Raw genomic sequence first — 15925 nt, 5'->3', positions numbered from 1 at the left:
AGCGGGAGGGTCGTCGTTTCTCAGGTCGAGCGCGCAGCCGAGGTTTCCGTTATCTGCACAGGCTGGCGGACCAGACTCAGGCTCAGCGCAACACCTGCCGCCAGGCAGACGGCGATGCACAGAACAGAGACCGTGAAGGCGTGAGTAATGCTGACTGTCGTTGCCTGTTCCCCTTGCAGCGTATAGAACACGCCGCCAATCAGGGCGACGCTCAGCGATGTGCTGATCTGCAATGTGGCGCTGGTGATGCCTGCGATCATGCCGGCATACGCTGGCGCGACTCGGCCCGTCACCATGCGCATCAAGGTCGGCAGCGCCAGCCCTTGCCCCAATCCAATCAGAAACAGAATGACGGCCAGGGAACTGAAGGGTGGTGCGATCGCGGCCGGGGTTGATGACACCAGCCAGCCGAGCCATAGAAAGCCGATGACTTCCAGTCCCATGCCAGCGGGATTCACGTAGTCTCCAAGGATGCGCCTGAGTGCAGGAACCGACAGGGGACCGAGCAGAAATCCCGCTCCAAAGGGCAAAAAGATCAGCCCGGCGTCCAGTGCGCTCATCTGCAGCGCGCCTTGGACGTACACCGAAAAAATCAGAAAAAACACGCCGACCGCGTAGAAACACAGCGCGACCAGTAAAGCTCGGCCGAGACCAGGCGCCTTTAGCGCAGCTGGGTCGAGGAGGGGCGTGCCGCCGGCCAGGTGCAGGCGGGTTTCATAGCGCCAGAACAGCACGGCCAGCACGGGCGCTGCGGCCAGAGATAACCATGCCCACAGCGGCCATCCTGCTGCGCGCCCCTCAATCAAGGGCACCACCAGCGCAGTCAGTGTCAGCATCGACAATGCCGTGCCCACCAGGTCGAGCTTGCTGGCGCGCCGCGCACGGGTTTCCTTGAGCACCGGAAGGCCGAACGCGATGACCAGCAATGCCACCGGCAGATTGACCAGAAAAATCGCACGCCAGCCCATGCCCATCACGTCGACCGCAATCAAAAAGCCACCCAGCGCTTGGCCGATCACGGACGCGAGCCCGAATACAGCCCCATACAGACTTAATGCCAGTGGTCTTTGCGACGCCGGGAAGATCGCCTGCACCGAGGCGAGGGCCTGAGGCGCCATGACGGCGGCGGTCACGCCCTGCAAGGCGCGTCCCAGGATGAGCATCCCGGGTGACGCCGCCAGGCCGCACATCAGCGACGCCGCGGCGAAGCCCAGCAGACCCAGGAAAAACATCCGCCCCCGCCCGTACAGATCTCCAAGCCGCCCACCGGTTATCAGGGTCACGGCATAAAGCGTCGCATAAGAGGAGATCACCAACTGCTCGGCCGAGGACCCGGTGCCCAGGTCCTGCTGGATCGACGGCAGCGCGACGTTAACGATAAAAAAATCCAGAGGCGGGAGAAACGCCCCTACCAGCAATATGGCGAACATCAACCAGCGCCGAGGGTCGGGCGCGTCGATTTCAATTTCGGTTCGGGACATGACAGACATCCTGTGCGGAACTCAGGGTTCGCAGCGAGAGAAAGACAGAGATTAAAGACCCGGCCGTTTGGAACAGGCGTCTCGCCCGGCCGGCCAGACCGCTGCGCCCCAACTTAGGCGAATGCTGCCGCCTTTTCGCCTTACAAAACTGCACGGTGGTCGTTCATTCGTGTCAGTGCCGCGCGGCTGCCATGACGCTCATCATTGGGCGAGGTCGTTCCAGACCACCTCCAATATCCACAACCAGGAAGTCAGACATGTCAGGTAAATTCGCCCAGCAGGTGGCCGTCGTAACAGGCGGGTCCACGGGGATCGGTTTTTCCATCGCACAAGGCTTGATCGCCGAGGGAGCGAAACGCGTTTACATCACCGGACGGGGAGCAGACACGCTGGGCGCGGCGGCTGACAGGCTCGGCGACAAGGCCGTTGCGGTGATCTCCAATGTGTCGTGCCAGGCGGATCTAGATGCGCTCAAGGCCACAATTGAAAGGCAGGGCGACCGGCTGGACGCCGTGTTCGCGAACGCCGGAATATGCGAGAAAAATCCGCTGGGAAAAACCAGCGAGGCCGCTTACTACGGCATGTTTGACGTTAACGTCAAAGGCGTTTTCTTCAGCGTCCAGACGCTTCTTCCCCTGATGAAGGACGCTTCCTCCATCATCCTGACCGCCTCGATTTGCTCCAGCAACGGCATGGAAGGATTGAGCCTGTACAACGCGTCCAAGGCGGCAGTGCGATCTTTTGCGCGCACGTGGGCCAATGAGCTCAAGGACCGTAGAATCCGCGCGAACGTTTTGAGCCCTGGCTTCACCCGCACGCCACTAATGGACAACGGCCTCAACATGAGCGAGAGCGACATCGCTGCATTGCGCCAGCACGTCGAGCGGATCACGCCCCTGGGCTACATGGCAGAGCCCGAAGAAATCGCCAGTGCGGCGCTGTTCCTGGCATCTGAAGACGCCCGATACGTGAACGGCGTGGAATTGATGGTGGATGGAGGCTTGTCGCAAATCTGACGCACCGTGAAACTTGTTGTGACTCTTTTCGAATTTGTGTGTAATCCGCGCACTTCTTCAGGGATGAAGGCCGCTTGATCACACCGATGTGCTGATCCATCCCTGCAGATTTCTCTTTTACGCCAGAGGACTGTGCGATGGATCTTGCAAAAAAAACCGCTGCCGCGTTGCTCGTATTGAGCATTGGTTTTTCATCCGGTTGCGCCACGTCGGGTCCCGACTGGGCTAACAAGGAAAACATCGGCACGGTCATTGGCGGCGCCGCTGGCGTACTAATCGGCAGCCGCATTGGTTCGGGCGGCGGGCGAACCGCAGCGATGTTGATCGGTGGCCTGGGCGGCGCATTGCTGGGTAAAACCATCGGCGCGAAGATGGATGAAGCTGACCGTGCGGCGCTCGCCGTCCAGACCCAGCAAGTGCTCAGCAGAAACCAGGACGGGCAGGCCAGCAGCTGGCAGTCCGATCACAGCGGCAGCAGCGCGCAAATCACCCCTGTCAGTACCGAGACCCAGGCGCGCCAAGTGGCGGTCAAGCGCCTGCCGAAGATCCAGCCGGTCACCGACATGACCGTGTTGAACAAACCCTACCGGACCATCAAATCGGCCAACCTGCGCAGCGCGCCGGACAGCAATGCCGAGAAAGTGGGTGGGTTACCGCCGAGCTCGACCTTCACGGCGTTGGGCCGCACCCACAACGACTGGATCATGGTCGGCCGCCGCGGCGTGACCGTAGGCTACGTGTACGCCCCACTGGTGGAAGCCGTGGCGCCCAAGCCTGTCATGGTTGCCGCCAATGCTGCCAAACAGGCGCCTGCCGACAGCGCCACCGATCTGGACAACCTCGACGCTGCCAGCGCCGCCAAACAGGGCGTAGATCTTGATGCCATCGATGCCAAGCCGGTGGAAGACAAGCTCACTGCACAAACCACCTGCCGCACGATTACCTACGACGTCAAAGCCAAGGACAGCCAAGCCGAGAAGCAGACTGTCAAGGCCTGCCAGGCAGGCGACGGCGCCTGGGAACTGATTTGATGAAAAACCTGAGTAAACAATTGCCGCTGGCCCTGCTCGGGCTTGCCGTGTGTGCGAACGTTCATGCGGCCGCGTACCGACTGGCGTTTTCCAAGGGCGAAAACGTCGAAGTGTTCGTTGACCATGCCGACAACCAGCCGTGGTGCACCAACCCGCTTGCGTTGCGCTTTGCCTTCGCAGGCACGCCGGATAACGAAGCGGTGGCGCGCCTGCTGCCTAAACTGGGCGGCCTGCTTGCCAGCCAATGCCCGAGCGCTGCGACGGTGACCTGGAAAAGCTACAACGCCCAAGGTCAGCTTGTTGCCAATGGCGCGGCCGCGAAGGCTGAGGATTGGTCCAGCCACGTAGCGGCAAGCCCTGCGTCGGCTGCATCGGGCTCTGAAAGCGCTGCCGCACGTGTGCCTGAGCCAAACCCGACCTCCGCACCCGTTGTTCCTGCACCTGCAGCTGTACCCGCTGTACCCGCTGCACTCGCTGCGGCTACGGCGGCGAACCCGGTGCCTTCACCTGAACCTGCTGCGGCAGCAAATCCTGCACCTGCAGCCTCTGCGGCTTCAGATCCAGTTCCGCCACCCGCGCCTGCAGTGGCTGCAGCTCCAGCCCCTGCACCAGCACCGCCAGCAGCCGTACCCGCTGCTGCACCCCCACAAGCGCCTGAGCCGATTGCGCTGCCCGAATCACCTGCGCCTGCGACGAACGCCCGTGTGGCGCCGGCTTTCGCGGTGTCCGGCTGGACGCCGCCCGCCGAGGCCGATGCGATCAAAGCCGCGACCTTTTTCTACGAGCTCAAAGACCAGAATGGCTGCCTGTTTCGGACCACCTACAAGCCGGACGGTGACGCCAACTTTGTCAGTGCAAAATCCACCGGTGTGACTTGCGGATCCGATGGCTACGCCACAGGCGAAGGCGCAGTGGTGCTCATGCGCGCAGACGGGGTGAAGCTGAAGGAATATGAGGGCAGCTTCCATAAGGGCATCGCGTTCAATCGCCAGGCGCCGGCGCTGCCAATCGTGGGTTTCGACAACCAGAAGAACGCCCTGATGCTGCTTGCCAGTGACCCGGCCAGCCGCATTCATTACCTGCTGCGAGCGTCTTACAGCTGGAGTGGCTCTTGGGATACACGCAACCCGGCGCTGGTGGCTGTCGCTGAGAATCAGGAGCTTTTCCGCCAGCTTGAAACCATTAAAACCACTGTGTTCAGTGCGCTGAGCGCGCTGGACCAGGTTCAGCCGAAGACCTCAGGCGTTAACTTCATCGCCGTTCGGGATCTATCGCAGGGCCTGCTGAAAAATGACCGCGACAGCTGGCTTTACGAAATCAATATCAACCGTAGCTGGAGCACCAAAGGCTGGCAGTTCAACCCGCAAAACGCCAACAACTACCTCTTCATGCATGAGGCGCAGATGGCCGAGCGACAACGTGCTGCCGAAAATCAGCGCCAGTTTGAAGAACAGCTCAAGCTTCAGCAGGCTGGCTACCAGGCGCAGACTCAACTTGAGCAATTTGCCCGGCTGAAAACTGAAACCAAAGACCTTAAAAAGATCCAGTCTCGACTGCTGAACGACGTCAGTTATTCACCCATGTCGGGAGGAGGGTATGCCCGCCTGGTGGCCGGCGGCAAAGCCGACTACAGCCAGATTGTGCACATAAGCGGCAAGTCGGACGGGCGTTGGGAAACCGACTATCCCTATGAATCTCAGCTGGACATCGTGGGTGCCAATTCAAAACCCGAGAAGGGTTGGTTTCTGGCCAAAGGCAACGTCACGCTGGATCCGGTCAAGCGAGACGGGGAAGACCTGCCACTGACCCTGGTCGCTGTCAGTTACCTTCAGCCGTGCGCCGAAGAGGGCTGCAGCGATCTGCGTGATCCACTGAAACTCATGCGCATGCAGTTGGGCGACGACAACTGGACACCCGACGCGGCGCGCCAGGTATTCAAACAGGCCTGGCCTGACCGCAGTATCGAGGGGGATGTGCAATGATCCAGAAAAAACTGCTTGTCCCTGCTGCCGCTGTGGTGATTCTCGCCGCGGGTTACTTTGGTCTCTGTGCCTATGCCAGCAAGCAGGCCGAGAAGCGCCTGGACGACTTTGTGTACGACAACCATCTCAATGACAGCCTCAGTTGGGCGTCGGTGAGCTCGTCGCCCTTCGGCGGCAAGGTCGTGATCAAAGGCGTCGAGTTTGGTAACGGTAAGTCCGGCGGTGTGCATGCCGACACCGTCACGTTGACCGATCTGATCAACAGCGACAGTCGTTCCCGTGTTCGCCTGGAAGCCGCTGGCATTCAGGCTTCTGACGGCTCTCTGCAGAGCCTCAAAAACCTGGGTGCCATGGCGAGCATGATGGGGGCAGGCTTCATGGGCATGAATGGTTTTGGCCCTCTGTTGAGCAGCGGGCGCAATCAACTCAAACCGTTCGACCTCACGCTGTTCCTTGACCTGGATGACGACGCCACCCGCGCGACGGGCGAAACCTTCGTAGACATGCCTGACCTGTTCACCTTCAGTGCCAGCTATCGCATGGACAACGTCAAGGACCTTCACCGTACGGTCAACGACTTGCAACGCGGCAGCAGGACGGACGCCTATACGGTACTCGGCGGCGCAGCTCAGGGGTTGCAAGGCGCATTCGCAAGGGCTGAGTTGAGCGAGCTGAAAGTCAGCTTCCAGGACAAGGGGATGGTCAAGCGCAGTGCGCTGCTGCAGCAGCGTTACGCAACGCCATTGGACCCGCTTGCCGGCAGCGCCGATAAACAGCGTCAGGCCTGGTTTGAAACAAGCCTGGATAACTGGCAGAAGAACTGTGAAAGCGGCATGCGGCAGAATGCGCCGATGCTCAGTGATGGCTGCGAGCTGATGGTCAAGCTGTTCAAGGGCAAAAACGACGGCATCCAGTTGAGCATTGACCCGAAAGACCCGGTACGGGTCATGGACCTGATGAGTGTGTTTGGAGGAGGCAATAGCAGGCGCGTGCTGGAGCGGTTGAATCCCGAGGTGAGTTCACTGTAGGTCTGGCGCCAGCGGCCTGAAACCCCGCACACATCGAAAGCCTCTCCCGTTGAGGGAGGGGCCTTCAACAGGCCTTGACCTCACTTCATCACACGTCTTCGACCACTTCCCTTGCGCAAAATCAATGCTGGGCTATCGTCTGGCCTGAGGTATTACTGCGGCCGAACCCGATGGGTTGCTTTAGGCGCTTTCGAGCGATAGCAACTGATCGGGGATTCGTATGCAAGAGGTGAGACGATTTCACGCGCTGGACAGCCTGCGCGGTATTTGCGCGATAGCGGTTGTGCTCTACCACACTCATCTGGTCGGCAGCGTCACGGAGTGGGCCTTCTTCTCCAACGCCGACCTGTTCGTCGAGTTCTTCTTCGTCCTCAGCGGCTTCGTCATGGCTCATGCCTACGGCAGCAAGCCGCAACTGGATTTTAACCACTTTCTGGTTTCTCGCACCTTTCGCCTTTTGCCCCTGCATGCCGTCATGCTCGCGGTGTTCGTCGGCCTGGAGTTCATCAAGTACGCCGCCTACCAACACGGATTCGGCTTCAATCAGACGCCGTTCACCGGCATCTACGCGCCCTCGCAGATTCTGCCCAATCTGCTGCTGCTGCAAAGCTGGACACACCTGACGGAAAACCTGTCATTCAATACCCCTGCCTGGAGCATCAGCATCGAGTACTGGACCTACATGGTCTTCGCCGCAACCATGCTCACCGCATCGGCGGGCCGCTACCTGCTGTGGGCCGTTGTTGCCCTCAGCGGATTTGCGCTGTTCTACAGTCAGGCGGACGTGCTGACCAGTTACGCGCAAAAGGGTCTGGGTTGTTTTTTCGCCGGAACCCTGGCTTACGTGTGCTTTAACCATCTCAAACGCAGGATAGCGCCGGGCTTTGCGCTGCTCAGCGTGCTGGAAGCGCTGGCAGCCATCGCCATTTGGGCGGTGCTGACCAGTCAGTTGCAGCAAAAATCATTGGCCGCCAGCGCAGTGTTCTGTGTGACCATCGTGTTGTTTGCCTTCGATGGCGGCGCGCTCTCGCGGGTGCTCAGGTACGAATTCTTCGCGCGTCTGGGGCGCTGGTCCTATTCGATCTATCTGACCCATCTGGCCGTGCTGTTCTTCGTGATTTCGGGGTTTATGGTGGTGCAGAAGAAAACCGGCCTGGAAGCCGCGCCCATGATCGGGGATATCCGTTACCTGGACACAGGTCAGGTCTGGTCGAATAACGTCGTGGTGCTGCTGATTCTGGCGGTGGTGGTGACGGTTTCCTGCGCCACTTACCACTACGTCGAGCTCAAAGGGCAGGGGTTGGGCAGGCAGTTGCTGCGGCGCAGGATGGTGCCCGCGGGTTAACGCAGTGAGTCCTTCTACCGCCGTTACGCCGATAACCACGCCAGCGTCAATATTTGTTAATTTATCAAGCACATAGCCAGAACCAATTCAGGAATAACGGGCTCGGACCGTAGGCTTTGACTCTCAGAACAACCAAAACAGAGAGAGTCCACGATGTACTTACCCCGCTCCCCTATTGCCGCCAGCCTGATTGGCGCGAGCCTGATGGTCAGTTCTGCCGCTTACGCAGACACCCTGACCCGCGACAACGGCGCCGCCGTCGGCGATAACCAGAACTCCCAAACCGCCGGCCCCAACGGCCCGGTCCTCTTGCAAGACGTGCAATTGCTGCAAAAACTCCAGCGCTTCGATCGCGAACGCATTCCCGAGCGCGTCGTGCATGCGCGTGGGACGGGCGTACACGGCGAATTCGTCGCCTCCGACGACGCCTCTGACCTGAGCAAAGCGAAGGTCTTCAGCAAAGGCGAGCACACACCGGTATTCGTGCGGTTCTCGGCCGTTGTTCACGGCAACCACTCCCCTGAAACCCTGCGCGACCCTCGCGGATTCGCCACCAAGTTCTACACGGCCGATGGCAACTGGGACCTGGTCGGCAATAACTTCCCGACGTTTTTCATCCGTGACGCGATCAAGTTCCCGGACATGGTCCACGCCTTCAAGCCTGACCCGCGCACCAACCTGGATGACGATTCGCGACGTTTCGACTTCTTCTCGCACGTTCCGGAAGCCACACGCACCTTGACGCTGCTGTACTCCAACGAAGGCACACCCGCCAGCTATCGGACCATGGACGGCAACGGCGTACACGCCTACAAACTGGTGAACGCCAAGGGCGAAGTCAACTATGTGAAGTTCCACTGGAAAAGCCTGCAGGGCCTGAAAAACCTCGATCCACAGCAAGTCGCCGAGGTGCAGTCCAAGGACTACAGCCACCTGACCAACGACCTGGTTGCCGCCATCAACAAGGGCGATTTTCCCAAGTGGGACCTGTACGTCCAGGTGGTCAAGCCTGAGGACCTGGCGAAGTTCGACTTCGACCCGCTGGACGCGACCAAAATCTGGCCAAATATCCCTGAGCGCAAAATTGGCCAGATGGTCTTGAACAAGAACGTGGATAACTACTTCCAGGAAACCGAGCAGGTCGCCATGGCGCCCGCCAACGTCGTGCCGGGTATCGAGCCTTCGGAAGACCGCCTGCTGCAAGGTCGGGTGTTTTCCTACGCTGACACGCAGCTCTATCGCGTGGGCCCGAATGTGCTGAGCCTGCCGATCAACGCGCCACGGGTGAAGGTCAACAACGGCAACCAGGACGGGCCGCTCAATACCGGGCACACCACCACTGGCGTGAACTACGAGCCAAGCCGACTCAACCCGCGTCCAGCGGTGGAAGAGGCGCGCTACAGCCAACTGCCGTTGTCCGGCAGCACCCAGCAAGCCAAAATCCAGAAAGAGCAGAACTTCAAGCAGGCGGGCGACTTGTACCGTTCCTATAGCGAGAAGGACCGCAAGGACCTGATTCAGAGTTTTGGTGAATCGCTGGCGACGACCGATGCCGAAAGCAAGAACATCATGCTGTCGTTCCTCTACAAGGCTGACCCGGAATACGGCACCGGCGTAGCCAAGGTTGCCAAGGGTGATCTGGCCAAGGTCAAGCAACTGGCCGCGGCACTGCAGGACTGACCGACCCCCTCGGCCCGCGTGCAAGGCGGGCCGAGGCTTTTGGAACCGATTACCTTGTGGAGGACATCACATGCGCAGAACCCTGTATGCGTTGCTGCTGTGTCTGACGGCGGGCATGGCCCACGCCAGTCCGTCTGATACCGGCACCGCCGCCGACACCCAGGCGCAGCTCAGGGAGCTGTTCTTTCAGGCCGCCCGAGACGGCCGCCAGGACATGCTCAGCGAGTTCGTCAATGCCAGGTTCGATCTGAACGTACAGGACGAAAAAGGCTACACCGCTCTGATTCTCGCCGCTTACCACGGGCAACAAGCGGTCGTTACTCAACTGCTGAATGCGGGTGCCGATCCCTGCGCCAAGGATCTAAGGGGCAACACGGCCTTGATGGGGGCGATCTTCAAAGGCGAGCTCAGCATCGCTCGGCAACTGGTCGCCGCTGACTGCGCGGCCGATCAACGCAATAACGCCGGTCAGACCGCCGCCATGTACGCGGCGCTGTTTCATCGCAAAGACATTCTTGAGGCACTGGCCGCCAAAGGTGCGGATCTCAATGCAACGGACGCCATGGGCAACCGGGTGCAGAGTTTGGAGCGCGGGGAATTCCAGCCGTTGCCGGCGACCCGGTGACTCACGCGGCGCGCATTCGTGAGTCCGGATGCAGTCAGTTCTCTTCCAGCCAAAACCGCAACGGTTTGCCCTGGGCAGGCCACAGGCGCAATTGCTCGATGGGCGAGATGTCCCATCGCTGAACCTTGCCCAGCGCTTCAAGGAAGCGATGCTCCTGCTCCATCAATGCCGGCGCGCACATTTTGCGGGTGCTGCCGACCGGGCCGAAGCTCAGGGTCTCGCCCTGCAATTGGTAAGGCGCGAACCAGTGGTTGCAGCCGGCGTTGCCGTAAGCGCGGCCGTCGTTGCCCAGGGTCATGGTCAGGTGGCTGTTGTCGATCAACGGACGCTCGCCTATCCATTCCAGCACGTAGCCGTGGTCCTGCTTGAGAGGTGAAGGCTCGCTGGCACAGCCGCTTATCAGCACGGCTGCGAGCAATGTGAGCAACAGCGATTTCATGCGGCTTTCTTCGCGCAGGCAGGGCAAAGGTGGTTCTCGCCCACGACCTTCCAGCCCAGCTCCTGAATGCGCGCAGTGGCGGCGGGCTTCAGGGCTTTTTTGCCGTCTTTGCCATCGACCATGAATTCGATATCACGCTCTTTGCCGCAGTCGTTGCAGTTGACCTTCCAGGTGTGAATCGCCAGCTCGGTAAACGCCGGGCCGTTGGCCACGGCCACCCATTGGCCGGTGGGGTTGATCAGGTGACGGACTTTTTCCACGTTCAGGCGCATGAACAGCTCTTTGCTGCCTTTGACGGTGACCAATAGAACGTCGTCGGGCTTGATTGAGCCGCCGTTGCCGGTCACTTGGTAACGACCGACGGCCAGGCTGCGGCATTCGATCAGGGTGTGTTGAGGGGTGAGCATGCTGTAGCGAAAATCGTGTTCGGCCATGGGGGTCTCCAAATAGGCGCGCATGCTAACACTTAGCGGCGGGGTTCTCGCAGCCGCGCGGCAGACGACCGCGCTGATCTGCCGCGCCGCAGCGTGTGCCTGCAACGGATTGCGTCAGGACGAGCGCAGTCGGGAATGACGGGCTACACCTGATTCTGCGGGCTACCGGTCGCCCAGCCGCTGATGTTATCCAGCGTTGTCTGAGCAATGGCGCCCAGTGCTTCACGGGTGAGAAACGCCTGATGGGCGGTGACCACCACGTTAGGGAATGTCAGCAGGCGGGCGAGCACATCGTCCTGCAGCGGCAGGTCCGAACGGTCTTCGAAAAACAGCTGGGCTTCTTCTTCGTAGACGTCGAGCCCCAGGTACCCCAGCTGGCCGGTTTTCAGCGCGTCGATCAATGCCGGCGTGTTGACCAGCGCGCCGCGTCCGGTGTTGATCAGCATCGCGCCACGCTGCATGCGTGATAGCGACGCGGGGTTGATCAAGTGCCGGGTGTCGTCGTTGAGCGGGCAGTGCAAACTGATGATGTGCGCTTCGGCGAGCAAGGCGTCGAGGGGCAGATAGCGCGCGCCCAGCGCCTCGACTTGCGGGTTGGGGTAAGGGTCGTAGGCCAGCAGTTTGCAGCCGAAGCCCGCCATGATGCGCGCGAAAGTGGCGCCAATCTGTCCGGTGCCGACCACGCCGACGGTCTTGCCCACCAGGTCGAAACCGGTCAGGCCGTGGAGGCTGAAATCGCCGTCGCGGGTCCGGTTACAGGCGCGGTGCAGGTGGCGGTTCAGCGACAGGATCAACGCCACCGCATGCTCGGCCACCGCATGGGGAGAGTAGGCGGGCACCCGAACGACGCTCAGGCCCAGACGCTGGGCGGCAGCAAGGTCGACGTGGTTGAAACCTGCCGAGCGCAAGGCGATGAGCCGGGTGCCGCCAGCGGCCAGTTGCTCAAGCACGGGCGCGCTCAGGTCGTCATTGATAAACGCGCAGACCACCTCATACGCCTCGGCCAGCGCCACGGTGTCCAGCGTCAACCGCGCGGGCTGGAAGTGCAGTTCGATGTCCGCCGGGACCTGCGCGGCCAGGAAGCTCTCGCGGTCGTAGGTTTGGCTGCTGTAGATAAGCGTACGCATGGTTGCTCCTCAAAAGATGGGCCTTGGATTCGAACGCGTTGGGGCGGTCACCCAACCCACTGTAGTAGCGCGCTTGCCCGCGAATACGATTTCTCAGCGCCATTGCCATTGCCTGATACACCGCGATCTGTTCGCGCCTTCGTCATTGCCTGACCCACCGCGTTCGCCAGCAAGCCGGCTCCTACGGACGTGGCGGCGGACGCGAAATTGGGGGCTGACCCAAACCCATTGTAGGAGCGCGCTTGCCCGCGAATACGTGCTGTCAGCGCCATCGTAATTGCCTGATACACCGCGATCTGTTCGCGCCTTCGTCATCGCCTGATACACCGCGTTCGCCAGCAAGCCGGCTCCTACGGACGTGGCGGCGGACGCGAAATTGGGGGATGACCCAAAGCCACTGTAGGAGCGCGCTTGCCCGCGAATACGTGCTGTGAGCGCCATCGTAATTGCCTGATACACCGCGATTCGTCAGCGCCATCGGCATCGCTTAATACACCGCGATCTGCCAGCCACATCGCCATCGCCTGACACACCGCGTTCGCCAGCAAGCCGGCTCCTACAGACGTGGCGGCGGACGCGGAATATGAAGCTAACGCCAATCCACTGTAGGAGCCGGCTTGCTGGCGAACAGGGCCCTTCAGCACTCGCTATTCATCCTGATCCACCACCGAAACCCCACAGTCTATCCATTAAAAAACCGAACACGATGACCCAGATCAAGCCGTCACGCGGGCCTCGGTCTCAAGCCGGCTGATCGCCTTCTCCAACTCGTCCAGCGCCTTGTCGCTGTCGGCAGAATCCTGTTTGAGCAGGGTTTCGCTGCGCTGGCACGCCGCGCGCAGTTGCGGAACGCCGCAGTAACGGGTCGCACCGTGCAAACGATGCACGCGTTCAATCAGCGCAACGGTATCCTTGGCCTCGCGGGCGTTACGGATCGCTTCCCGGTCGGTGGCCAGAGAAGCCAGCAGCATGGCCAGCATGTCCGCCGCCAGGTCGGCTTTACCCGCCGCCAGGCGCAGCCCTTCCTCGTGATCGAGCACCTGCAGGTTGAGGCCGTTCTGGGCAAATTCGACGTGCCGCTCCGGTGCCTGATTGCGCAACGCCAGCCCGGTCCATTTCAACACCACCTGCGCAAGCTGGCGTTCGCTGATCGGTTTGGTCAGGTAGTCATCCATCCCGCTCTGCAACAGCGCGCGCTTTTCGTTGGCCATGGCGTGGGCGGTCAGAGCGACGATTGGCAGCGACGTCGCCTGGCGCTCGCTTTCCCAGCCGCGAATCGCCTCGGTCGCCTGACGGCCGTCCATGCCCGGCATTTGCACGTCCATCAACACCAGATCGAAAGGTTCGTCCTGCACCGCCTGCACGGCTGCGTAACCGCTGTCGACCGCCATCACTTTCGCGCCCATGTCTTCGAGCAACGTCTGCACCAGCAGCAGGTTCGCCGGGTTGTCGTCGACGCACAGAATGCGCGGCGGCCGGCTCGACAGCGGCTCCGGCACCTCGTTGCGCAACTGCTTGGGATTGATCAGCTCCGACAGGGCGCGGCGCAACTTGCGCGTACAGGCCGGCTTGGCTTGCAGCTGGTTGTACGCATCAGGCACCGACAATTGATACAGCGCCTGCTCGGTGGTCGGGCACAGCACCAGCACCTTGCAATTGAGGTTTTCCAGGTCCCAGATTTGCTGGCGCAGGCGCTCGGGTGGCAGTTCGTGGGCGGTCACCCCCAACACGGCCATGTCGATGGCGTGGGGCGTCTGATGCACCACCGTTACGCCGTTGATGAGGTTCTCCAGATTGTTGAAGACCATCGGCTGCAGGCCGCAGTCCTCCAACTGGTGCTCAAGCGCCTGGCGTGACAGGTCGTGATGCTCCAGCACCGCTACGCGCCGGCCCAGCAGCGGCGGGGCGGGCAGGTCTTCGAGGTCGTCGCGGGTCTTCGGCAGCGTCAGGCTGATCCAGAATTCAGAGCCTTCGCCCGGCGTGCTCTCGACGCCGATTTCGCCGCCCATCTGTTCGACCAGCCGCTTGGAAATCACCAGCCCCAGCCCGGTCCCGCCGGAGTGGCGCGACAGCGAGTTGTCTGCCTGGCTGAACGCCTGAAACAGCGCACGCACGTCCTGACTGGACAGCCCGATGCCGGTGTCCTGCACGCTGATGCGCAGTTGCACGGTGGTGTCGTGCTCTTCCTCCAGCATCGCCCGCGCGACGATGGTCCCCTCGCGGGTGAACTTGATCGCGTTGCTGACTAGATTGGTCAGAATCTGCCTCAGCCGCAGTGGGTCCCCGACCAGTGACAGCGGCGTGTCGCGGTAGACCAGGCTCACCAGCTCCAGCTGTTTGGCGTGGGCCGCGGGGGCAAGAATGGTCAGTGTGTCCTGCAACAGGTCGCGCAGGTTGAACGGGATTGCGTCGAGCACCAGCTTGCCGGCCTCGATCTTCGAGAAATCGAGAATCTCGTTGATGATGCTCAGCAGGTTGTCGGCAGATTTTTCGATGGTACCCAGATAGTCGTACTGGCGCGGCGTGAGCTCGCTTTTCTGCAACAGGTGGGTGAAACCGAGAATGCCGTTGAGCGGCGTGCGGATTTCATGGCTCATGTTCGCCAGAAACTCGGACTTGATCCGACTGGCCTCCAGGGCCTCCTTGCGGGCGAGGTCCAGCTCGATGTTCTGGATCTCGATGGTTTCCAGATTCTGGCGTACGTCTTCTGTAGCCTGCTCGATGCTGTGCTGCAATTCCTCCTGGGCGTTCTGCAGCGTCGCCGCCATGCGGTTGATGCCCGAGCCCAGCTGGTCGAGTTCGTAACTGCCCATCGGCGGCAGCCGTGCTTCGAGGTTGCCGTCTTTGAGCTGCGCGACCACGTGTTTGATCTGCGTGATCGGCCCATTGATGGTGCGGCTCATGCGCAACGCCAGCATGGCGGTCAGACCCAGACCGATGAGAATCAGGATCAGGCTGGCGAACAGACTGCGATAGCCGCGCAACAGCGTCCCGTTGTGTGAAAGCTCCAGTTCGACCCAGCCCAGCAGGCGGTCGGCCTCGGCCGGAACGACATTGCCGGTCAGGTGGCGACTTCGCCCGAACACCGGCATCAGGTAGCGCGTGGCGTCGTTTTCCGAACGCTGCTGTATGCGGGAGCTATTACCGACCGGGGCCTGGTTGATCATGCTCGGCCCGGCGTGCGCCAACATGGCGCGGTCGGCGTCGAGGAACGACACCGCGCGCACGTCGGCCTGCTCCAGCACTTGCCCGGCGATACGCTCCAGCATGGCCTGATCACCATCAGCCAGCGCACCGGCAGACAGGGGCGCCAGCTCGTTGGCGATCATCTCGCCACGCTTGAGCAGTTGGGTCTGCAACTCGGACAGTTGCATCCAGGTGAAATAGCCCCCGAGCAATGCCGCCATCATGCAGGCCGGCACCAGGGTCAGCAGCATGACGCGGCCTTTGATGCCCACTTTTCTCAGCACACGTGTTCTCCAGCAATTCCGACGAATCCAAGCAACGGCTGCGTCAATGCGGCGCGTAACGCTTGATCATCTGCGCAGTGTAGTCATTTGCGCTTCCCCAGGGTTGACCCGATGAACCACACGAGCATCTGATGGACGGAACGCTGCCCACGCGGCAGTCGCTTTAGGTGGGGAAAAGCGACAGTCATCACACCGCGCAATGGAGGGTGCGCAAACTGGCCTCTTCCCGGCTGAAGCCGGTCCCACTATAAAAACGCGTAGGCCTAT

At 61.1% G+C, this 15925-nt stretch carries 12 protein-coding genes; 7 read left to right on the top strand and 5 right to left on the bottom strand.

Annotated elements, in window-relative coordinates:
• Nucleotides 1-20 precede the first annotated feature (20 nt).
• Complete coding sequence (locus LT42_RS10145; RefSeq protein ID WP_037012063.1) at nucleotides 21-1481, bottom strand: MFS transporter; 1461 nt, start codon at nucleotides 1479-1481, stop codon at nucleotides 21-23.
• 191 nt (nucleotides 1482-1672) lie between these two features.
• Between LT42_RS10145 and LT42_RS10140 the strand changes: the two genes are divergently transcribed.
• The 7 genes from LT42_RS10140 to LT42_RS10110 all read left to right on the top strand — a co-directional run bounded on the left by LT42_RS10140 (nucleotide 1673) and on the right by LT42_RS10110 (nucleotide 10188).
• Entirely contained in the window at nucleotides 1673-2497 is an 825-nt protein-coding gene (locus LT42_RS10140; protein ID WP_276209509.1) for an SDR family NAD(P)-dependent oxidoreductase, read from the top strand.
• Nucleotides 2498-2634: 137 nt separating this feature from the next.
• Complete coding sequence (locus LT42_RS10135; RefSeq protein WP_037012059.1) at nucleotides 2635-3528, top strand: SH3 domain-containing protein; 894 nt, start codon at nucleotides 2635-2637, stop codon at nucleotides 3526-3528.
• A complete protein-coding gene (locus LT42_RS25690; protein ID WP_152597618.1) occupies nucleotides 3528-5510 on the top strand; it encodes a hypothetical protein in 1983 nt (660 codons plus the stop codon). The genes LT42_RS10135 and LT42_RS25690 overlap by 1 nt, the downstream gene beginning before the upstream one ends.
• Entirely contained in the window at nucleotides 5507-6538 is a 1032-nt protein-coding gene (locus tag LT42_RS10125) for a hypothetical protein (protein ID WP_037012056.1), read from the top strand. Before LT42_RS25690 ends, LT42_RS10125 begins: the two co-directional genes overlap by 4 nt.
• Before the next feature lie 220 nt (nucleotides 6539-6758).
• The gene (locus LT42_RS10120) at nucleotides 6759-7883 is read left to right on the top strand and encodes an acyltransferase family protein (RefSeq protein WP_037012052.1); all 1125 of its coding nucleotides are present in this window, start codon (nucleotides 6759-6761) and stop codon (nucleotides 7881-7883) included.
• 204 nt (nucleotides 7884-8087) lie between these two features.
• Nucleotides 8088-9563, top strand: coding sequence for a catalase KatB (gene katB, locus LT42_RS10115; RefSeq protein ID WP_037013212.1), 1476 nt, complete (start codon nucleotides 8088-8090; stop codon nucleotides 9561-9563).
• 70 nt (nucleotides 9564-9633) lie between these two features.
• Nucleotides 9634-10188: an ankyrin repeat domain-containing protein gene (locus LT42_RS10110; RefSeq protein ID WP_037012050.1), complete on the top strand. Its 555-nt coding sequence runs from the start codon at nucleotides 9634-9636 to the stop codon at nucleotides 10186-10188.
• Nucleotides 10189-10222: 34 nt separating this feature from the next.
• On the opposite strand, the gene LT42_RS10105 is transcribed toward LT42_RS10110, so the two are convergent.
• From LT42_RS10105 to LT42_RS10090, 4 genes are all read right to left on the bottom strand, one after another.
• Nucleotides 10223-10627: an META domain-containing protein gene (locus tag LT42_RS10105; protein ID WP_037012047.1), complete on the bottom strand. Its 405-nt coding sequence runs from the start codon at nucleotides 10625-10627 to the stop codon at nucleotides 10223-10225.
• Nucleotides 10624-11061: a hypothetical protein gene (locus LT42_RS10100; RefSeq protein WP_037012044.1), complete on the bottom strand. Its 438-nt coding sequence runs from the start codon at nucleotides 11059-11061 to the stop codon at nucleotides 10624-10626. Before LT42_RS10100 ends, LT42_RS10105 begins: the two co-directional genes overlap by 4 nt.
• Before the next feature lie 143 nt (nucleotides 11062-11204).
• Complete coding sequence (locus LT42_RS10095) at nucleotides 11205-12188, bottom strand: 2-hydroxyacid dehydrogenase (protein WP_037012042.1); 984 nt, start codon at nucleotides 12186-12188, stop codon at nucleotides 11205-11207.
• Between the two features lie 716 nt (nucleotides 12189-12904).
• A complete protein-coding gene (locus LT42_RS10090) occupies nucleotides 12905-15658 on the bottom strand; it encodes an ATP-binding protein (RefSeq protein WP_037012040.1) in 2754 nt (917 codons plus the stop codon).
• Nucleotides 15659-15925 lie beyond the last annotated feature (267 nt).

Source organism: Pseudomonas lutea, assembly GCF_000759445.1.
In the GTDB taxonomy this organism is placed as follows: domain Bacteria; phylum Pseudomonadota; class Gammaproteobacteria; order Pseudomonadales; family Pseudomonadaceae; genus Aquipseudomonas; species Aquipseudomonas lutea.
Note: the sequence above shows the minus strand (reverse complement) of the source record. Positions and strands in the feature narration are given on the sequence as shown.

What these genes read in the sequence shown, in the direction of transcription:
- LT42_RS10105 (WP_037012047.1), bottom strand. Translation starts at nt 10,627, where the DNA reads ATGAAATCGCTGTTGCTCACATTGCTCGCAGCCGTGCTGATAAGCGGC.
- LT42_RS10135 (WP_037012059.1), top strand. Translation starts at nt 2,635, where the DNA reads ATGGATCTTGCAAAAAAAACCGCTGCCGCGTTGCTCGTATTGAGCATT.
- LT42_RS10145 (WP_037012063.1), bottom strand. Translation starts at nt 1,481, where the DNA reads ATGTCCCGAACCGAAATTGAAATCGACGCGCCCGACCCTCGGCGCTGG.
- LT42_RS10095 (WP_037012042.1), bottom strand. Translation starts at nt 12,188, where the DNA reads ATGCGTACGCTTATCTACAGCAGCCAAACCTACGACCGCGAGAGCTTC.
- LT42_RS10140 (WP_276209509.1), top strand. Translation starts at nt 1,673, where the DNA reads ATGACGCTCATCATTGGGCGAGGTCGTTCCAGACCACCTCCAATATCC.
- LT42_RS10100 (WP_037012044.1), bottom strand. Translation starts at nt 11,061, where the DNA reads ATGGCCGAACACGATTTTCGCTACAGCATGCTCACCCCTCAACACACC.
- LT42_RS10125 (WP_037012056.1), top strand. Translation starts at nt 5,507, where the DNA reads ATGATCCAGAAAAAACTGCTTGTCCCTGCTGCCGCTGTGGTGATTCTC.
- katB (WP_037013212.1), top strand. Translation starts at nt 8,088, where the DNA reads ATGGTCAGTTCTGCCGCTTACGCAGACACCCTGACCCGCGACAACGGC.
- LT42_RS10110 (WP_037012050.1), top strand. Translation starts at nt 9,634, where the DNA reads ATGCGCAGAACCCTGTATGCGTTGCTGCTGTGTCTGACGGCGGGCATG.
- LT42_RS25690 (WP_152597618.1), top strand. Translation starts at nt 3,528, where the DNA reads ATGAAAAACCTGAGTAAACAATTGCCGCTGGCCCTGCTCGGGCTTGCC.
- LT42_RS10120 (WP_037012052.1), top strand. Translation starts at nt 6,759, where the DNA reads ATGCAAGAGGTGAGACGATTTCACGCGCTGGACAGCCTGCGCGGTATT.